Annotated in this window: 13 protein-coding genes and 1 tRNA gene; 4 read left to right on the top strand and 10 right to left on the bottom strand. The window is 62.2% G+C overall.

Annotation, left to right across the window (positions count from 1 at the left end; genetic code table 11):
- Nucleotides 1-128 precede the first annotated feature (128 nt).
- The gene (gene desA / locus K3819_RS00910; RefSeq protein ID WP_221398460.1) at nt 129-1,313 is read left to right on the top strand and encodes a delta-9 fatty acid desaturase DesA; all 1,185 of its coding nucleotides are present in this window, start codon (nt 129-131) and stop codon (nt 1,311-1,313) included.
- A gap of 145 nt (nt 1,314-1,458) precedes the next feature.
- A complete protein-coding gene (locus tag K3819_RS00905) occupies nt 1,459-2,448 on the top strand; it encodes a sensor domain-containing diguanylate cyclase (protein WP_085613312.1) in 990 nt (329 codons plus the stop codon).
- Nucleotides 2,449-2,475: 27 nt separating this feature from the next.
- Here K3819_RS00905 and K3819_RS00900 read toward each other — a convergent pair whose 3' ends face one another.
- The 3 genes from K3819_RS00900 to gabD form a co-directional block, all read right to left on the bottom strand.
- Nucleotides 2,476-3,687 carry a response regulator gene (locus K3819_RS00900; protein WP_134334004.1) on the bottom strand — a complete coding sequence of 404 codons (1,212 nt, stop codon included), beginning with the start codon at nt 3,685-3,687 and terminating at the stop codon, nt 2,476-2,478.
- A gap of 140 nt (nt 3,688-3,827) precedes the next feature.
- Complete coding sequence (gabT, locus tag K3819_RS00895; RefSeq protein ID WP_007957613.1) at nt 3,828-5,105, bottom strand: 4-aminobutyrate--2-oxoglutarate transaminase; 1,278 nt, start codon at nt 5,103-5,105, stop codon at nt 3,828-3,830.
- A gap of 186 nt (nt 5,106-5,291) precedes the next feature.
- Nucleotides 5,292-6,734, bottom strand: coding sequence for an NADP-dependent succinate-semialdehyde dehydrogenase (gabD, locus tag K3819_RS00890; protein WP_221398459.1), 1,443 nt, complete (start codon nt 6,732-6,734; stop codon nt 5,292-5,294).
- Between the two features lie 442 nt (nt 6,735-7,176).
- Between gabD and K3819_RS00885 the strand changes: the two genes are divergently transcribed.
- Nucleotides 7,177-7,253 (top strand) — tRNA-Arg (locus tag K3819_RS00885).
- Nucleotides 7,254-7,320: 67 nt separating this feature from the next.
- Here K3819_RS00885 and K3819_RS00880 read toward each other — a convergent pair.
- The 5 genes from K3819_RS00880 to K3819_RS00860 form a co-directional block, all read right to left on the bottom strand.
- Nucleotides 7,321-7,590: a hypothetical protein gene (locus K3819_RS00880; RefSeq protein WP_256575423.1), complete on the bottom strand. Its 270-nt coding sequence runs from the start codon at nt 7,588-7,590 to the stop codon at nt 7,321-7,323.
- Between the two features lie 20 nt (nt 7,591-7,610).
- A complete protein-coding gene (locus tag K3819_RS00875; protein ID WP_221398458.1) occupies nt 7,611-8,213 on the bottom strand; it encodes a hypothetical protein in 603 nt (200 codons plus the stop codon).
- On the bottom strand, nt 8,210-8,791 hold the full coding sequence (locus K3819_RS00870; protein ID WP_039773061.1) for an RNA polymerase sigma factor: 582 nt from the start codon (nt 8,789-8,791) through the stop codon (nt 8,210-8,212). Before K3819_RS00870 ends, K3819_RS00875 begins: the two co-directional genes overlap by 4 nt.
- Before the next feature lie 29 nt (nt 8,792-8,820).
- Nucleotides 8,821-10,512, bottom strand: coding sequence for a VWA domain-containing protein (locus K3819_RS00865; RefSeq protein WP_221398457.1), 1,692 nt, complete (start codon nt 10,510-10,512; stop codon nt 8,821-8,823).
- A gap of 88 nt (nt 10,513-10,600) precedes the next feature.
- Nucleotides 10,601-11,161, bottom strand: coding sequence for a YbhB/YbcL family Raf kinase inhibitor-like protein (locus tag K3819_RS00860; protein ID WP_064592611.1), 561 nt, complete (start codon nt 11,159-11,161; stop codon nt 10,601-10,603).
- Nucleotides 11,162-11,300: 139 nt separating this feature from the next.
- Here K3819_RS00860 and K3819_RS00855 point away from each other — a divergent pair, with 139 nt between their 5' ends.
- The gene (locus K3819_RS00855) at nt 11,301-12,830 is read left to right on the top strand and encodes an FAD-dependent oxidoreductase (RefSeq protein WP_221398456.1); all 1,530 of its coding nucleotides are present in this window, start codon (nt 11,301-11,303) and stop codon (nt 12,828-12,830) included.
- Here the strand turns inward: K3819_RS00855 and pgaD are convergent.
- Nucleotides 12,823-13,356, bottom strand: coding sequence for a poly-beta-1,6-N-acetyl-D-glucosamine biosynthesis protein PgaD (gene pgaD / locus K3819_RS00850; protein WP_134334008.1), 534 nt, complete (start codon nt 13,354-13,356; stop codon nt 12,823-12,825). The two genes, K3819_RS00855 and pgaD, sit on opposite strands and share 8 nt — an antisense overlap.
- On the bottom strand, nt 13,353-14,708 hold the full coding sequence (gene pgaC / locus K3819_RS00845) for a poly-beta-1,6-N-acetyl-D-glucosamine synthase (RefSeq protein WP_085746287.1): 1,356 nt from the start codon (nt 14,706-14,708) through the stop codon (nt 13,353-13,355). The genes pgaD and pgaC overlap by 4 nt, the downstream gene beginning before the upstream one ends.
- Nucleotide 14,709 lies beyond the last annotated feature (1 nt).

The raw sequence follows: 14,709 nt of genomic DNA, 5'->3' as shown, positions 1-14,709 counted from the left end.
ACAAAAATGTCGGGATTATAGGTCAAGAAACATCCAGCCATCTCTTATCTGAAAGGGCGACTGGTTTTATCTGTGTGCTTGGTGATAATGCAACGGCTGTTTTTTCTTTATCGAGGGCCCTATAGCCTATGTGGTACGAAGGTTTTCTTGGCTTGTCGGCCTGGTCGCTGGTCGCCGTCACCCTGGTGATGACCCACGTGACGATCGTTGCCGTCACGGTCTACTTGCACCGCTACTCGGCCCATCGCTCCCTGGAGCTGAATGCCGGCCTGAAGCATTTCTTCCGTTTCTGGCTGTGGCTGACCACGGCGCAGAACACCCGCGAGTGGACTGCCATCCACCGCAAACACCACGCCAAATGCGAAACCGAAGACGATCCGCACAGCCCGGTCGTCAAGGGTCTGTCCACCGTCCTGCGCAAAGGGGCAGAGCTGTATCGCGAAGAAGCGCAGAATCCGGAAACCCTGCGCATCTACGGCAAGAACTGCCCCGAAGACTGGATCGAGCGCAACCTCTACAGCCGCTACCGGCTGCTGGGCGTGGCGATCATGGCCGTCGTCGACCTGCTGCTGTTCGGCACCATCGGCATCACCATCTGGGCGATCCAGATGATGTGGATCCCGGTCTGGGCGGCCGGTGTGGTCAACGGTCTGGGCCATGCCGTCGGCTACCGCAACTTCGAATGCCGCGACGCGGCGACCAATCTGGTGCCGTGGGGCATCCTGATCGGCGGCGAAGAACTGCACAACAACCATCACACCTACCCCAATTCGGCCAAGCTGTCGGTCAGGAAGTGGGAGTTCGACCTCGGCTGGGCGTGGATCCAGGTCTTCAGCTTCCTGCGTCTGGCCAAAGTGCAGCGGGTCGCGCCGATCGCCCACCGCGTCGAAGGCAAGGGCAGCCTGGACATGGACACCGCCATGGCGATCCTCAACAACCGCTTCCAGATCATGGCCCAGTACCGCAAGCTGGTGATCGGGCCGCTGGTCAAGCAGGAACTGGCCAAGGTCGATCATTCGGTACGCCACCAGTTCCACCGGGCCAAACGCCTGCTCTCGCGGGAAACCAGCCTGCTGGAAGATCGCCATCACGCGCGCATCCAGAACATGCTCGAGCACAGCCAGGCGCTGAAGGTAATCTACGAGAAACGTCTGGCCCTGCAGCAGATCTGGGTCAAGACCAGCGCAAATGGCCACGACATGCTCGCCGCCATCAAGGAATGGGTACACGAGGCCGAGGCCAGTGGCATCCAGTCCCTGCGTGAATTCGCCGACCAGTTGAAAACCTACTCGCTGCGCCCTGCCGCCGTCTGATGCCGTTGATCGGTGCGCCCGGTTCCCGGGCGCACCCTTCGGAACTTCACCGTCGATCCCCTATCTCAAAGACACTTCGCCACCCCCGGCGGGTTTTCCCGTGGCCGTTGTCGATTGATCGGCACGCCCTTTGAGATTCGTGTCGATGGTCAACAACAATCAAAAAGACTCATCCCCTCCCCAGTGGCCCGAGGCCGCGCAAACCCTGATGGCATTGATGCACGCCCAGGGCGAAGTCGCTCGGCTCAGCGAACGCGAGCAGCTGTTCAGTTCGCTGCTGGTCAGCGTCAACGCCGTGCTTTGGGCCTTCAACTGGGAAACCCGTCAGGTGTTGTACGTCAGCCCCGCTTACGAGCGGATCTTCGGTCGTTCCGCCGGCCTGTTGCTGGCCGACTACAACCAGTGGCGCGACAGCATCTACCCGGATGATCTGGAATACGCCGAACGCAGCCTCGCCGAAGTGCTGCACAAAGGCGCCGTGGAAGACCGCGAATACCGGATCATCGCCGCCGACGGCCAGGTTCGCTGGGTCAGCGACAAGTGCTTCATCAATCGTCAGGACGAACCGGGGCAACCGGTGATCATCGTCGGCTTCGCCGAAGACATCACCGACAAGAAGCAAATGGAAACCGAGCTGCAACGCCTGGCCACCACCGACGTACTGACCCAGAGCAGCAATCGCCGGCACTTCTTCGAATGTGCCCACCGTGAATTTGAACAAGCCCGCCTGCAAGGCGCGCAAATGGCGTTCCTGCTGCTGGACATCGATGACTTCAAAGTGATCAACGACACCTACGGCCACCCGGAGGGCGACAACGTGCTGCAACGGATTGCCGAATGCGGTCGTGCCTCGTTACGCCGGGGCGACCTGTTCGGGCGGATTGGCGGTGAAGAGTTTGCTGCGGTTTTTCCAGGCTGTGCGCCGGACATGGCGATGCAGGTGGCCGAACGGCTGCAACGGGAAATCCAGCGGCTGAGTTTCAACCATGGTGAACAGACGTTCGGTATCACCGTCAGCCAGGGCCTGACCAGCCTCACCCCGGAAGATGAAAGCCTCGACACCCTGTTCGCCCGCGCAGACGCGGCGATGTACGAGGCCAAGCGCCAGGGCAAGAACCGGATCATTTCCGCCTGATTCAAGAGCGGATGCGCAATCAACCCGCTATTTGCGCATCCGCATCAGCTCCGGCAAGCCGATCTTGAGCAACCGCGCCGTGCGGCTCTTCGCCAGTTCCTCGACGCCTTCATGCTCGGTCAGCCGGGCCATCTGCGCCGCCATGTTCATCACCAGTGCCTCGCGGGAATATACCCCGCCACCGAGCTGGTAGACCGAGGCAATCAGCTCGCGCAACTCCAGCGGCAGGCGCCAGCGAGTACGCAACGCCGAACCATAGGCCGCACCGAATTCCGCCAGCGCATCGCCGACTTCCTCCAGCTCATCCAGTTCGCCGCCAGCCTGCTTCCACTCCTGCAGACAACGCAGCAACGCCAGATCACCGAGGCGATGGAGCATCCCGGCGCAATAGCAGCGCTCCTGATCCAGATCGAGCAACCGCGCCAGCGTGCGGGCGTACTCGGCGGTGTGCAGCGACAGGCCCCAATAGCGCTCGGCGTAGTCGGCCAGACACGGGTCGCTGAGCCGGGCGCTGCGCTTGAGTGCCAAACCAAGGATCAGGTTCATGCTTTGCCCGGTGCCCAGACGATGCAGCGCCTGGGCCAGGGTCTGCACTGGCGCACCGTGGTGCTGGGCGGCGCTGTTGGCGGCGGCGATCAACACGGCGGTGATCTGCGGGTCGGTGCGAATTTCCTCTTCCAGCAGCTTCAGATCCAGGCCGTTGGGATTGAGGCTGCGCTTGACCGCCACCTGCACGTCGGTCATCAGTGGCGCGCCGTCGGCCTGCTCGCGGCGGCGTTCGAGGAACACCGACAATGTCATGCCCGGCGCCAGCGCCGGTACTTGGCAGAACACTTCTTCGCCGGCGTTCAGCAGCAGTCCCTGCAAACGCTCGGTCAGGCTTTCCATGTTCAGGGGTTTGGCAAGATAAGCGGTCGGCGCCAGCGGCAAGGCTTCGCGCACGCTGGCGCTGTCGTTGCGGCTGCTCATCAGAATGAACGGCAGCGGCGGATTGCGTCTGCGCTGGCGCACGCTGCGCAATACGTTCAAGCCATCGACGCCGGGCAACTCCCAGTCGACGATCGCCAGGTCATAGGGCACTTCGCTGAGCAGCGTCATTGCCTCCTGGCCATCGGCGCACAGATCCAGCCGCGCATCGCAGCGCACATTCAGCAACACTTGTTTGAGCAGGTCACGAGACCACGGGTCGGCCTCGGCAATCAGGACTCTCGGTACAGCGGGTAAATCAACGGCCGTCATGCTCGCCCTCCCTTGCAATGCTTGAACCTTAGCCAATGCTGGCGTTTCGGTACAACCTGAAAACCGCACAGGTGTTTCTCCCGGCATGAAAAAACCCGCCGAAGCGGGTTTTTTGTCGATCCGATCACACGGTGCTGCGATTACAGCTCCGAGAAGCACTCTTCGATGATCGCCAGGCCTTTGTCCAGTTGCTCGTCCGGCGAGGTCAGCGGTACCAGGACGCGCAGCACGTTGCCGTAGGTGCCGCAGGACAGCAGGATCAGGCCCTTGTCACGCGCCTTGGCCACGACAGCCGCGACGGCGGTCGGGTTTGGCTTGTGGCTGTCGCCGTTTTCGAACAGCTCGACCGCGATCATGGCCCCCAGGGCACGGACTTCGCCGATCACCGGGTACTTGGCCTGGATGGCTTTCAGGCCGGTAACCAGACGCTCGCCGACAGCCTTGCAGCGGTCCAGCAGTTTTTCTTCTTCGAACACTTCCATCACGGCCAGGGCCGCGGCGCAAGCGATCGGGCTACCGGCGTAGGTGCCGCCCAGGCCACCTGGCGCGATGGCGTCCATGTATTCGGCCTTGCCGCAGACACCGGCCAGCGGGAAGCCGCCAGCGATGGACTTGGCGAAGGTGGTCAGATCGGCAGCAACGCCCATCTGTTCCATGGCGAAGAAGGTGCCGGTACGGCCAGCGCCGGTCTGCACTTCGTCAGCGATCAGCAGGATGCCGTGCTGGTCGCACAGGGCACGCAGACGCTTCATGAACTCTTTCGGTGCGACGTAGAAACCACCTTCACCCTGCACAGGCTCGATGATGATCGCGGCGATGTCTTTCGGCTCGGCGTCGTTCTTGAAGATGCGCTCGATGGAAGCGATCGAGTCGTCGATGCTCACGCCGTGCAGTTCGTTCGGGTACAGCGCGCGGAAGATGCCGCCTGGCATCAGGCCCATGCCGGCCGAGTAAGGCACGACTTTACCGGTCAGGCCCAGGGTCATCATGGTGCGACCGTGGTAAGCGCCGGTGAAGGCGATCACGCCAGCGCGGCCAGTGGCGGCACGGGCGATCTTGACGGCGTTTTCAACGGCTTCGGAACCGGTGGTCACCAGCAGGGTTTTCTTGGCGAAGTCGCCCGGTACGCGAGCGTTGATTTTCTCGCACAGCTCGACGTACGGCTCGTAGGCCAGCACCTGGAAGCAGGTGTGGGTCAGCTTGTTCAGCTGCTCGGTCACGGCGGCGATGATTTTCGGGTGCACGTGGCCGGTGTTCAGTACGGCGATACCGCCGGCGAAGTCGATGAATTCACGACCTTCAACGTCGGTCACTGTCGCGTTCTTCGCGGACTCGGCGAAGATCGGGTGAATCTGGCCAACACCACGTGGAACAGCTGCGGTACGACGGGCCATCAGTTCAGCGTTAGTCTTGCTCATTACAGTCCTCATTCGCCGCTCATCGGGCGGCGTGGTTCAAGGATAAAGCGGGAGAAATCGGCGGTGGCAGCATGCGATGATCGACTGCCACGGCGTTCCCGGCCGCAGAGAAAATTCCGGTTTGAAACGACGCAAAGGGACAGCGCTCTCGTGCCCTTTGCGTTTACAGCGATCTTCTACCGAGGCTTAGATGCCCAGGCAGAGGTATTTGATTTCCAGGTAATCTTCGATGCCGTACTTGGAGCCTTCACGACCCAGGCCCGAGGCCTTGATGCCGCCGAACGGCGCGACTTCGTTGGAGATCAGCCCGGTGTTGACGCCGACCATGCCGTATTCCAGGGCTTCAGCCACACGGAACACACGGCCCAGGTCGCGAGCGTAGAAGTATGAGGCCAGACCGAACTCGGTGTCGTTCGACATCGCTATCACTTCGGCTTCGTCTTTGAAGCGGAACAGCGGCGCCAGCGGACCGAAGGTTTCTTCCTTGGCCACCGCCGCGTCTTTCGGCACGTTGGTCAGGATGGTCGGCTCGAAGAAGTTGCCTTCCATCGGCTTGCCACCGGCCAGAACGGTCGCGCCTTTGCTCACCGCGTCAGCAATGTGCTCTTGCACCTTGGCCACGGCTTTCTCGTCGATCAGCGGGCCGGTGGTGGTGCCTTCTTCCAGACCGTTGCCGATCTTCAGCTTGGCGACTGCCACTTTCAGCTTCTCGGCGAACGCGTCGTAGACCGAATCCTGAATGTACAGACGGTTGGCGCAGACGCAGGTCTGGCCGTTGTTGCGGTACTTGGAAATGATCGCGCCTTCGACGGCCTTATCCAGGTCCGCGTCGTCGAACACGATGAACGGCGCGTTGCCGCCCAGTTCCAGGGAGACTTTCTTGATGTCCTTGGCGCATTCCGACATCAGCTGACGACCGATTTCGGTCGAGCCGGTGAAGGACAGTTTGCGCACGATCGGGTTGCTGGTCAGCTCGCTGCCGATATCGCCGGCGCTGCCGGAGACCACGCTGAACACACCTTTAGGGATGCCGGCGCGCTGGGCCAGTTCGGCCAGAGCGAATGCGGAGAACGGCGTTTGCGAAGCCGGCTTGAGCACCATGGTGCAACCGGCGGCCAGCGCAGGACCTGCCTTACGAGTGATCATCGCCGCCGGGAAGTTCCACGGGGTGATGGCAGCGGTCACGCCGATCGGTTGTTTGATCACGATCAGGCGCTTGTCCGGCTGGTGGCCCGGAATCACGTCGCCGTAAATGCGCTTGGCTTCTTCGGCGAACCACTCGATGAACGAAGCGGCGTAAACGATTTCGCCCTTGGCTTCGGCCAGCGGTTTGCCTTGCTCGAGGGTCATCAGGCGAGCGAGGTCCTCCTGGTGCTCGATCATCAGTTCGAACCAGCGACGCAGTTTGCCTGCACGCTCCTTGGCGGTCAGTGCACGCCAGGCCGGAAGCGCCTTGTCGGCGGCTTCGATGGCGCGGCGGGTTTCGGCAGCGCCCATTTTCGGCACGGTGCCCAGAATCTCGCCAGTGGCCGGGTTGTTGACCTTGATCGTCTGACCGTTGTCCGCGTCGACCCATGCGCCATCGATGAAGGCTTGCTGGCGGAATAACTGGGTGTCTTTAAGCTGCATGTCGGCTTTCCTTAACAGCACCGCGCAAGGCGCGGAGCAAAATTATGATTGTAGAAAGGCGCCTCGCAAGGCTGCCGTCAGGGAAATCATTCACCGGGCTGGCACATGAATAGCGCACGACTCGAAACGCGTGCGGCTCAGCACCTGGATCAGGAGCGTTTGAAATCTCAAACGAATCCTAGGTTCAAAGGGGTTGAAGGACAATAGGGCGTTCGAAAAAAAGAACAAAAACGCCGCGATTGCTGAACATTTCAGATCAACGTACCCACAGCCCCGATCGCAGGGAAACCATAGAACAGCCTCCCCAAAGCGCCAAGCGAGCCTTTTGCAGGACGTTACAGCTTTATGGAATGCAGGGTTTTCGACCGACACGCGCACTGACAATAAGCGCCAAAACCCGGCATGGACGCCCCGAGCCGACCTAGGTATGATGTCGCCCGCTGCACCAGTAGCTCAGCTGGATAGAGTACTGCCCTCCGAAGGCAGGGGTCGTGGGTTCGAATCCCGCCTGGTGCGCCATTGATTTAAACGAGAAAGCCCCGGACTGTGATGGTCCGGGGCTTTTTTGTGCCTGCTGGCTGGCGACTCACTCCGTCGTCCAGTCAAACTCGTCATATTCATCATCGTCTTCTTCGTCATCGATCAGGTCATCATCGAGAACGTCTTGCTCCAGATCCTCTTCGGCCTGTTTGGCCAGAAGAAACTCCTTGCGACTCTCTGTCACTGCCCGCCGCAGTTCCTCACCCTTCACCGGGCAGTTGAGCATTTGGGCGATGCGGTCGATTTTTTGGGCCACGGCATCCTCCAGCGCATCGGCAATGACCCGATAGTGCGCGTTTTTGCGGGTCAATGCCAAATGGCGGATGGCGGATACGGTCAGTTCTTGCGGATTTTTTCCAGCCGCAGGTCGAGATTCACGTTCGGGTAGCGCTTGTGCAAGTTGTTGAACAGGGTGTCGGCCGCTTGCGACTGGCCGGACTCGCGCAGGCGCAGGACCTCGCGCAGTTGCGCGTCGAGACCGTTGACCGGGGCGGCGGCGCGCTTGCTGACCTTGGCTTCGTCCGCCGTGTCGGCGCTGATCGATTCGCTCTGCATCGGCGCGGCCATTTCCGCCATCGGCGCGGGAGCTGGCGCGGAAAGTGCGCCGGCAGGAGCCGACAGCGATCGGGCCTCCTGGCGGACCCCAGGCGCAGCCGGTTTGGCAGCAGGGGCGAAATCGAATTGAGCCACGGGTTCCGGCGCACGCTGCACCAGCGACAGCATCAGCGCGATGCCGACGAGACTGGCAAAAGCCACCTGGTAGCGCGGCGTCTGGCAGGCCCTGAGCCAGCGTTGCCACAGGCTCTGCCGTGGCGCCGGGGTTTCGCGCTGGGCGGCGTTGAGGATCAGCGTGTCGAGATGCGCCGGCGGTTCGGCGTTGTGCTGTTCGCGCACATGCTTGAGCACTTGCTCTTCGGGTGTCGGGCGGGCGTCCGTCATGTCAGTACCTCCTCGGCCAGCAGCCGACGCAGTTTTTGCTGGGCGTAGCGCAAGCGGCTCTTGACGGTTTCCAGCGGTGTTTCGGTGAGGCTGGCGATTTGCGCCAGGTCGAGGTCGCCATGGGCGCGTAGCAGGAACACTTCGCGCTGGTCGGCGGGCAAGGATTGCAGGGCGCTCTCCAGGCGCTGGCTGTCGCGGCTGAGGTTGAGCAATTGTTCGGGATCGGAGGCGTCGTCGCTGACGGCGTGGAATTGCTCGTCGTAGCTGTCATGCAGCGGTTGCCGGGCGCCGTGTTTGCGCCAGTGGTCGATCAGGCGATTGCGGGCAATCTGGAACAACCATGTACGAAAGGTCGCCCTGCCCTGTGGCTGACTGGCACTGCGGATCAGGCTCAGCCAGGTCTCCTGGAAAACCTCGTCGGCCAGTTCCGGTTTGCCGCTCAAACCGAGCAGAAACCGGTAAAGACTCTGCCGATGACGGGCGTACAGGATCTCGAACGCCTTGCCGTCACCCTCGCGATAACGGGCCAGCAGCGATTCGTCGCTGCTGGCCTCAAGGCTGTCTGCAGAAGCAAACAGCTGGGTGATGAAGCCTTTGAGGCGGCTCACTATTCAATCCGTCGCTCGGTGGACATTGCGTTGGAGGCCGTGGACGTACGCAGGCTCTGCGCCAGTTCCACCAGTTGCACGAACTCGTTGCGCAGGCCGAAGCGGTCATCGCCGCGTGCACCTCGGGCCAGGGCTTCGGTGTCCTTGAGGCTGAATTCGCCGGTGTAGCGGCCGTCCTTGAGTTGCTGGGAAAACGCAGCGACCGCGGCAGCGAAACGCAGGTCTTCACTGGCGGACGCAACCTGACTGGCAATCGGCCGCTCGATCAGCAGACTTTTCCCACCCTCAGGCTTTTGATATCGCACACGCAGCATGGCCAATTCTCCTTTCTTCTCGGAAACCACTGCATCGGTTTTTCCGAAACGCAGCGGTTCCAGCCAGCCCTTCTCGCCTGTCGGGACAATTTCATACAACGCCGTCACCGTATGGCCCGCACCGATTTCACCGGCATCGACCTTGTCATTGCTGAAATCCTCACGCTTCAACGCGCGGTTCTCGTAACCGAGCAGGCGGTATTCGCTGACCTGCGCCGGGTTGAACTCGACCTGCAACTTGACGTTTTTCGCCACCACGGCGAGTGTCGAACCGAGTTGATCCACCAGCACCTTGCGCGCTTCGCGCAGGTTGTCGATGTAGGCGTAGTTGCCATCACCGGCATCAGCCAGTTGCTCCATCAGGTGTTCATTGTAGTTATCCACACCAAAACCCAGTGTGGTCAGGGAAATGCCGGTCTTGCGTTTATCCACAGCCATTTGTTTCAGGCTGTCGAAGTCGCTGATGCCGACGTTGAAGTCGCCATCGGTGGCCAACAGGATGCGGTTGATGCCGTTGGGGATGAACGCCTGCTGCGCCATCTGGTAAGCCAACTCGATGCCTGAAGCGCCCGCAGTCGAGCCGCCGGCGGTCAATTGCTCGATGGCTGTGCGAATTTTCGCCTTTTCCCGTCCGGAAGTCGGCTCCAGCACCACTCTGGATTCGCCGGCATACACCACCAGCGAAACCCGATCCTGCTCGCGCAATTGATCGACCAGCAACTTCAGGGTGCTTTTGACCCGCGGCAAGCCTTCGGGGCGGTCCATCGAGCCGGACACATCCACCAGAAATACCAGATTGGCCGGGGCCAGTTCCGCCACCGCGCGGTCGGAGGCCTTGATGCCGATGCGCAGCAAGCGGGTGTGCGGGTTCCACGGTGAGGCGGCGAGTTCGGTGGTCACGCCGAAAGGCGAGCCATCGCTCGGCAGCGCGTAGTCGTAGGGAAAGTAATTGACCATCTCTTCCAGGCGCACCGCGCCTTCCGGCGGCAGTCGACCCTGATTGAGCAGTCGCCGCACGTTGGCGTAGGCGCCGGTGTCGACGTCGGCACTGAAGGTCGAGACCGGGGTTTCGGCGACGCTGTGGATCGGGTTGTCGGCCAGCTTGGCGTATTGCTCGCGCTGTTCGTCGCGATAGTCCTGTGGATAACTTTCAGCAGCCGGCAGCGGTGCAAAACTGGCGATCGGCGCCGCCCGTACACTGCGCTTGGCCATCGCGCTGTCGGCCATGACCGCTTCAGGCTGCACGGAAGATTTCAGTTCGGTCTGCGCCGGAGGCGGCGCGACGATGGTTTCCGGGCTGGAGGAAACGCCGCAACCGGCAACCACCAGCAACACACTGGCAGCAAGGGGGCGTAGAAGCGTGGAAGGAAGGGACATGGGGGCTGACCTCGGGGAAGAATTGATCCATTCATCCCCTGAGACGGGCAGCCCTTTGCGTTCGGGTTAAACCTCGCCGAAATTTTTTTCAGCGGTGATAACGCCGCACCGCACTGCTGTTGCGCAGCACGTGGCCTTTGATTTTTTCCATCAGCTGGGCGCGGGTCAGGCCGGCAGGCAAGGCGTCCGGAGCCAGATCCAGGGCGTAGATCTGGATGATGTAGTGGTGCGCGCTGTCGCCCACCGGTGGGCACGGGCCGACGTAGCTGGTGGTGCCTTTGCTGTTGGTGCCACCGACGCCTTCAAGGGCCGATTTGGCGCCAACGCCGGCGGCAATCTGCCGGGTCGTGGCCTTGATGCCGTAGTGAATCCAGTGATCGACACCCGCGCCTTTCTGGCCGTCCGGATCGTGCATGACGATGGCGTAGCTCAGGGTTCCGCTCGGGCCGGCGTTCCAGCTCAGGGCCGGCGACTGGTTCTTGCCGCCGCAGCCGGCCGCATCGCTTGCCGCCGCCGAGGTGAACAGGCGGTTATCCGACACACCGGGAATGCTGAGGGTGAAACGCTCCTGGGCCTGCGCCGGAAACTGCACGCAAAGGGCGACGGCAACGGCCGCCAGCCAAGGGTTGAGAGAGGTCAATCGGGTCATTCCGGGAGCACCTTGTGCAGTTGGGCCTTCGTCGGCCTGCAAACTATAGCCGTACCGTTCGTGCCGTGGCAGTGGCAAATGGCTGAACCTCGCAATGCGGCCCAAACTCGTATGAGAAATGCCTGTGAGGAGCACGACCATGACCCTGCACCGTGTCGCCCGTTTCACCGATGTGCCTGAAGACCGTGGGCTGGAGGTGCAGATCGGCGACTGCAAGATCGTCCTGCTGCGCGCCGCCGGCCAGTTGCGCGCCTTTCAGGGCGAATGCCCGCACGCCGGCGCGCCGTTGGCGGAAGGTGCGTTGTGCCACGGCCGGCTGATCTGCCCGTGGCACAAGGCAGCTTTTCGTGCCGAAGATGGCGCGTTGTGCGAGCCACCGGCGCTGGACAGCCTCAAGCGTTATCCGCTGGAACTGCGCGGCGACGAGGTGTGGGTCGATGACCAGCCGCTGCCGGATCCGCACACCCCGCCGCAGGACGACCCGCGCACCTTTGTCATCGTCGGCGCCGGTGCCGGGGGAACGGCCTGCGCCGCCGCCCTGCGGGAAAAAGGCTTCGGCGGGCGAATCGTGCTGATCGACCGCGAGCCGGACGCCGGCTACGACCGCACGGTGCTGAGCAAATTCGTGCTGTCCGGGGAAATGCCGGCGCCGGAAACCCCGCCCCTGCGCGATGAAGACTTTTACCGCGAACAGCACATCAACCGGGTTTCAGGCGAGGTCACCGGGCTTGATGCCGAAGCCAAAACCCTTCACCTGAGCGATGACCGCACACTGCATTACAGCGCGGCGGTGCTGGCCACCGGCGCGACGCCCAACGCATTGGAGTTACCCGGCGCCGACCTGCCCCAGGTGTTTGTCCTGCGCTGCAAAGCCCAGGCGCAATCCATCATGGACGCCGCCCAGCCGGGCCAGCGCGCGGTGATCATCGGTGACAGTTTCATTGCGCTCGAACGCGCCTCGGCCCTGCGCCAGCACGGGCTCGAGGTGACGGTGCTGGCGCGTCACGAGATTCCCTTCGCGGCGCAATTCGGTGAAGCCGTCGGCAAGGCGATCCGGGCACTGCATGAAGAACACGGCGTGAAATTCATCACCGATCACGAAGCCAGGGAGATCACCGGCGACGGCAAGGTCGAGGCGGTGTTGCTCGATAACGGCCTGCGCCTGTCGGCGGATCTGGTGTTGGCGGGAATCGGCGTACATCCGGCCACCGAAGCCTTCGGCGACCTGCCGCGCGAGGAGGATCAATCACTGTTGGTCGATGCCAGCCTGCGCGTGGCTGACGGCCTGTGGGCGATTGGCGATATCGCCACCTTCCCGTTGAACGGCAAACCACAACGCATCGAACATTGGCGCCTGGCCCAGCAGCACGCGCGGATCGCTGCCGCCAACCTGCTCGGTGGCGATGAGCATTACCTCGACGTGCCGTATTTCTGGACCTGGCATTTCGGCCGCAACTACGACTATCTCGGTCACGCCGAGACGTGGGATGCGGTCGAATTTATAGGCGAACCCAAACAGCCGCCATTTATCGGGCTGTTCGGTTGCAAGGGCGTGGTAGTGGCGGCGGTCGCCTGCGAAGAGGAACGAGCGATGGCACTGTTGGCCGAACGCATGAAACAACCGCTGCCGATGGAGGAAGCCTGGCGACTGATTCGCGCCGTCAGGTGATCCGGTTCAGCGGCTCGCGGTTGTCGTCGTCCTCGGCGTGCAGAAAAATCACCCGAGGATGCTCGAGTGGCGCCAGCGGTGGCGGCAGTTCTTCCGGCTGGACCGGCCACAGATGCGGCACCACTTGGCTGACGTCGCCGTCCTGATCATTGTGGATGGTCATCACGCCCGGCCCGCGCAGTTTCTGAAAGCGCTCGTCGCACAATTTGAAGCTGCGGCTCAGCCCCTCATCGTCGACCACCGGCGACGGCAGGCGGCGCTGGGCGAAGCTTCGGCTCTTGCGTTGCTGATAGCGCGCCCAGCCGATCAGGATCACCGCGTTGACCAGCGCCACCCACAGGTAAATCTGCAAGGTGCCGAGGGCTTCGAATGCCGAGTTGTCGATGCGCGGGCCGCCTTCGTGGGTCTCGATCAGCGGCCATAAACCGCGCGCCAGCAGATACAGCAGACCGATCCAGGCCAGCACGGTGAAGAACGCATCGACCACCACCAGAAACGGCCGTTGGCGGGTCCGGATGATTTTCATTTGATTACCTCCTCTTCATCGTCCCCGAGCGGCTTGATACCCCGGTCGGGACTGACCCAGCGCGCACGCTTCTGGTGTTGGCCGAACAGTACTTTGGGGAAACTGACCAGCGTGGTCAGCAGGCTGACGAACCAGAACGCGATCGGATACCAGACCACCCAGAACATGGTCTTGCCCAGGCCCGGCTCGTAACGCCGGTCAATGATGATGCTGACCGCGAACTGCACCAGACAGACAAACGCCAGCAGCAGACCGGTGAACGCCGGGGGCATCAGGTGATCGACCGCAATGGCTTCAGGCATGACCACGAACTTGCCGACGCCCCAGAAGATCACCGACAACAGGAAGGTGAACGCCCAACCGGTCGACAGGCAGTATTCGAACAGCAGCGGCCACAGGTAACGGTGACGGTACTGCCAGATCCCGCGAATGTTCTTGAACAGCACTTCGGCGCCGCCCTGGGCCCAGCGCAGACGCTGTTTCCACAGACCGCGCAGGGTTTCCGGCATCAGGATCCAGCACAGGGCACGGGGCTCGTAGAAGATGCTCCAGTGATCCAGTTGCAGCTTCCAGCTGATGTCGATGTCTTCGGTGATCATGTCCGGGCTCCAGTAGCCAACCCGGTTCAGCGCCGTGCGGCGGAACGCGACGATCACACCCGACACCGTAAAGATCCGCCCGAACACTCGCTGGGTGCGCTTGATCAGCCCGATGATCGACGAGAACTCGCCGACCTGAACCCGACCGACCAGGGTCGAACGCGTGCGGATTCGTGGGTTGCCGGTCACCGCACCCAGTCGTGCGTTGTCGAGCATCGGCGCGACGAGGTAAGCGGCGGTGTTCGGCGCCAGCAGCGCATCACCGTCGATGCACACCAGATATTCGCTGCGCGCCGCGATGGCGCCCATGCGCAGGGCCACAGCCTTGCCCTGGTTTTCCGCCAGGTGCAGCACGCGCAGTCGTGGGTCTTCCTTGGCCAGCGCATCCAGCACTTCGGCGGTGTTGTCCTTGGAGCCGTCGTTGATCGCGATGACTTCGATGTTCGGGTAATGCTGCGCCAGCGCCGCGTGGATGGTGTCGGCGGCGTTGTCGCCCTCGTTGTAGCAAGGGATCAGGATCGAAATCAGCGGTTCGCCTTCCAGCGGTGGCGGCAGGGTGTCGTCCTTCCACGGCCAGTGGCGTTCCCAGTGCAGCCAGAAGTACAGGCCACCGGAAATCCACAACCCGGACATGAACAGCGGGTAGAAGAACACGAAGTCCATCAGGAATTGCCCGGTGACCAGGAAGATCAGCCCCAGCGGGACGCCGAGGACGATCGCCAGAACAAGCAGGGCCAGCAGTCTATCCAGCATG

Source organism: Pseudomonas sp. 3-2 (assembly GCF_019710535.1).
GTDB classification, from domain to species: domain Bacteria; phylum Pseudomonadota; class Gammaproteobacteria; order Pseudomonadales; family Pseudomonadaceae; genus Aquipseudomonas; species Aquipseudomonas pharyngis.
This window is presented reverse-complemented; position numbering and strand designations above follow the sequence as displayed.

What these genes read in the sequence shown, in the direction of transcription:
- K3819_RS00875 (WP_221398458.1), bottom strand. Translation starts at nt 8,213, where the DNA reads ATGACGGACGCCCGCCCGACACCCGAAGAGCAAGTGCTCAAGCATGTG.
- gabT (WP_007957613.1), bottom strand. Translation starts at nt 5,105, where the DNA reads ATGAGCAAGACTAACGCTGAACTGATGGCCCGTCGTACCGCAGCTGTT.
- K3819_RS00900 (WP_134334004.1), bottom strand. Translation starts at nt 3,687, where the DNA reads ATGACGGCCGTTGATTTACCCGCTGTACCGAGAGTCCTGATTGCCGAG.
- desA (WP_221398460.1), top strand. Translation starts at nt 129, where the DNA reads ATGTGGTACGAAGGTTTTCTTGGCTTGTCGGCCTGGTCGCTGGTCGCC.
- gabD (WP_221398459.1), bottom strand. Translation starts at nt 6,734, where the DNA reads ATGCAGCTTAAAGACACCCAGTTATTCCGCCAGCAAGCCTTCATCGAT.
- K3819_RS00860 (WP_064592611.1), bottom strand. Translation starts at nt 11,161, where the DNA reads ATGACCCGATTGACCTCTCTCAACCCTTGGCTGGCGGCCGTTGCCGTC.
- K3819_RS00855 (WP_221398456.1), top strand. Translation starts at nt 11,301, where the DNA reads ATGACCCTGCACCGTGTCGCCCGTTTCACCGATGTGCCTGAAGACCGT.
- K3819_RS00865 (WP_221398457.1), bottom strand. Translation starts at nt 10,512, where the DNA reads ATGTCCCTTCCTTCCACGCTTCTACGCCCCCTTGCTGCCAGTGTGTTG.
- K3819_RS00905 (WP_085613312.1), top strand. Translation starts at nt 1,459, where the DNA reads ATGGTCAACAACAATCAAAAAGACTCATCCCCTCCCCAGTGGCCCGAG.
- pgaC (WP_085746287.1), bottom strand. Translation starts at nt 14,708, where the DNA reads ATGCTGGATAGACTGCTGGCCCTGCTTGTTCTGGCGATCGTCCTCGGC.
- pgaD (WP_134334008.1), bottom strand. Translation starts at nt 13,356, where the DNA reads ATGAAAATCATCCGGACCCGCCAACGGCCGTTTCTGGTGGTGGTCGAT.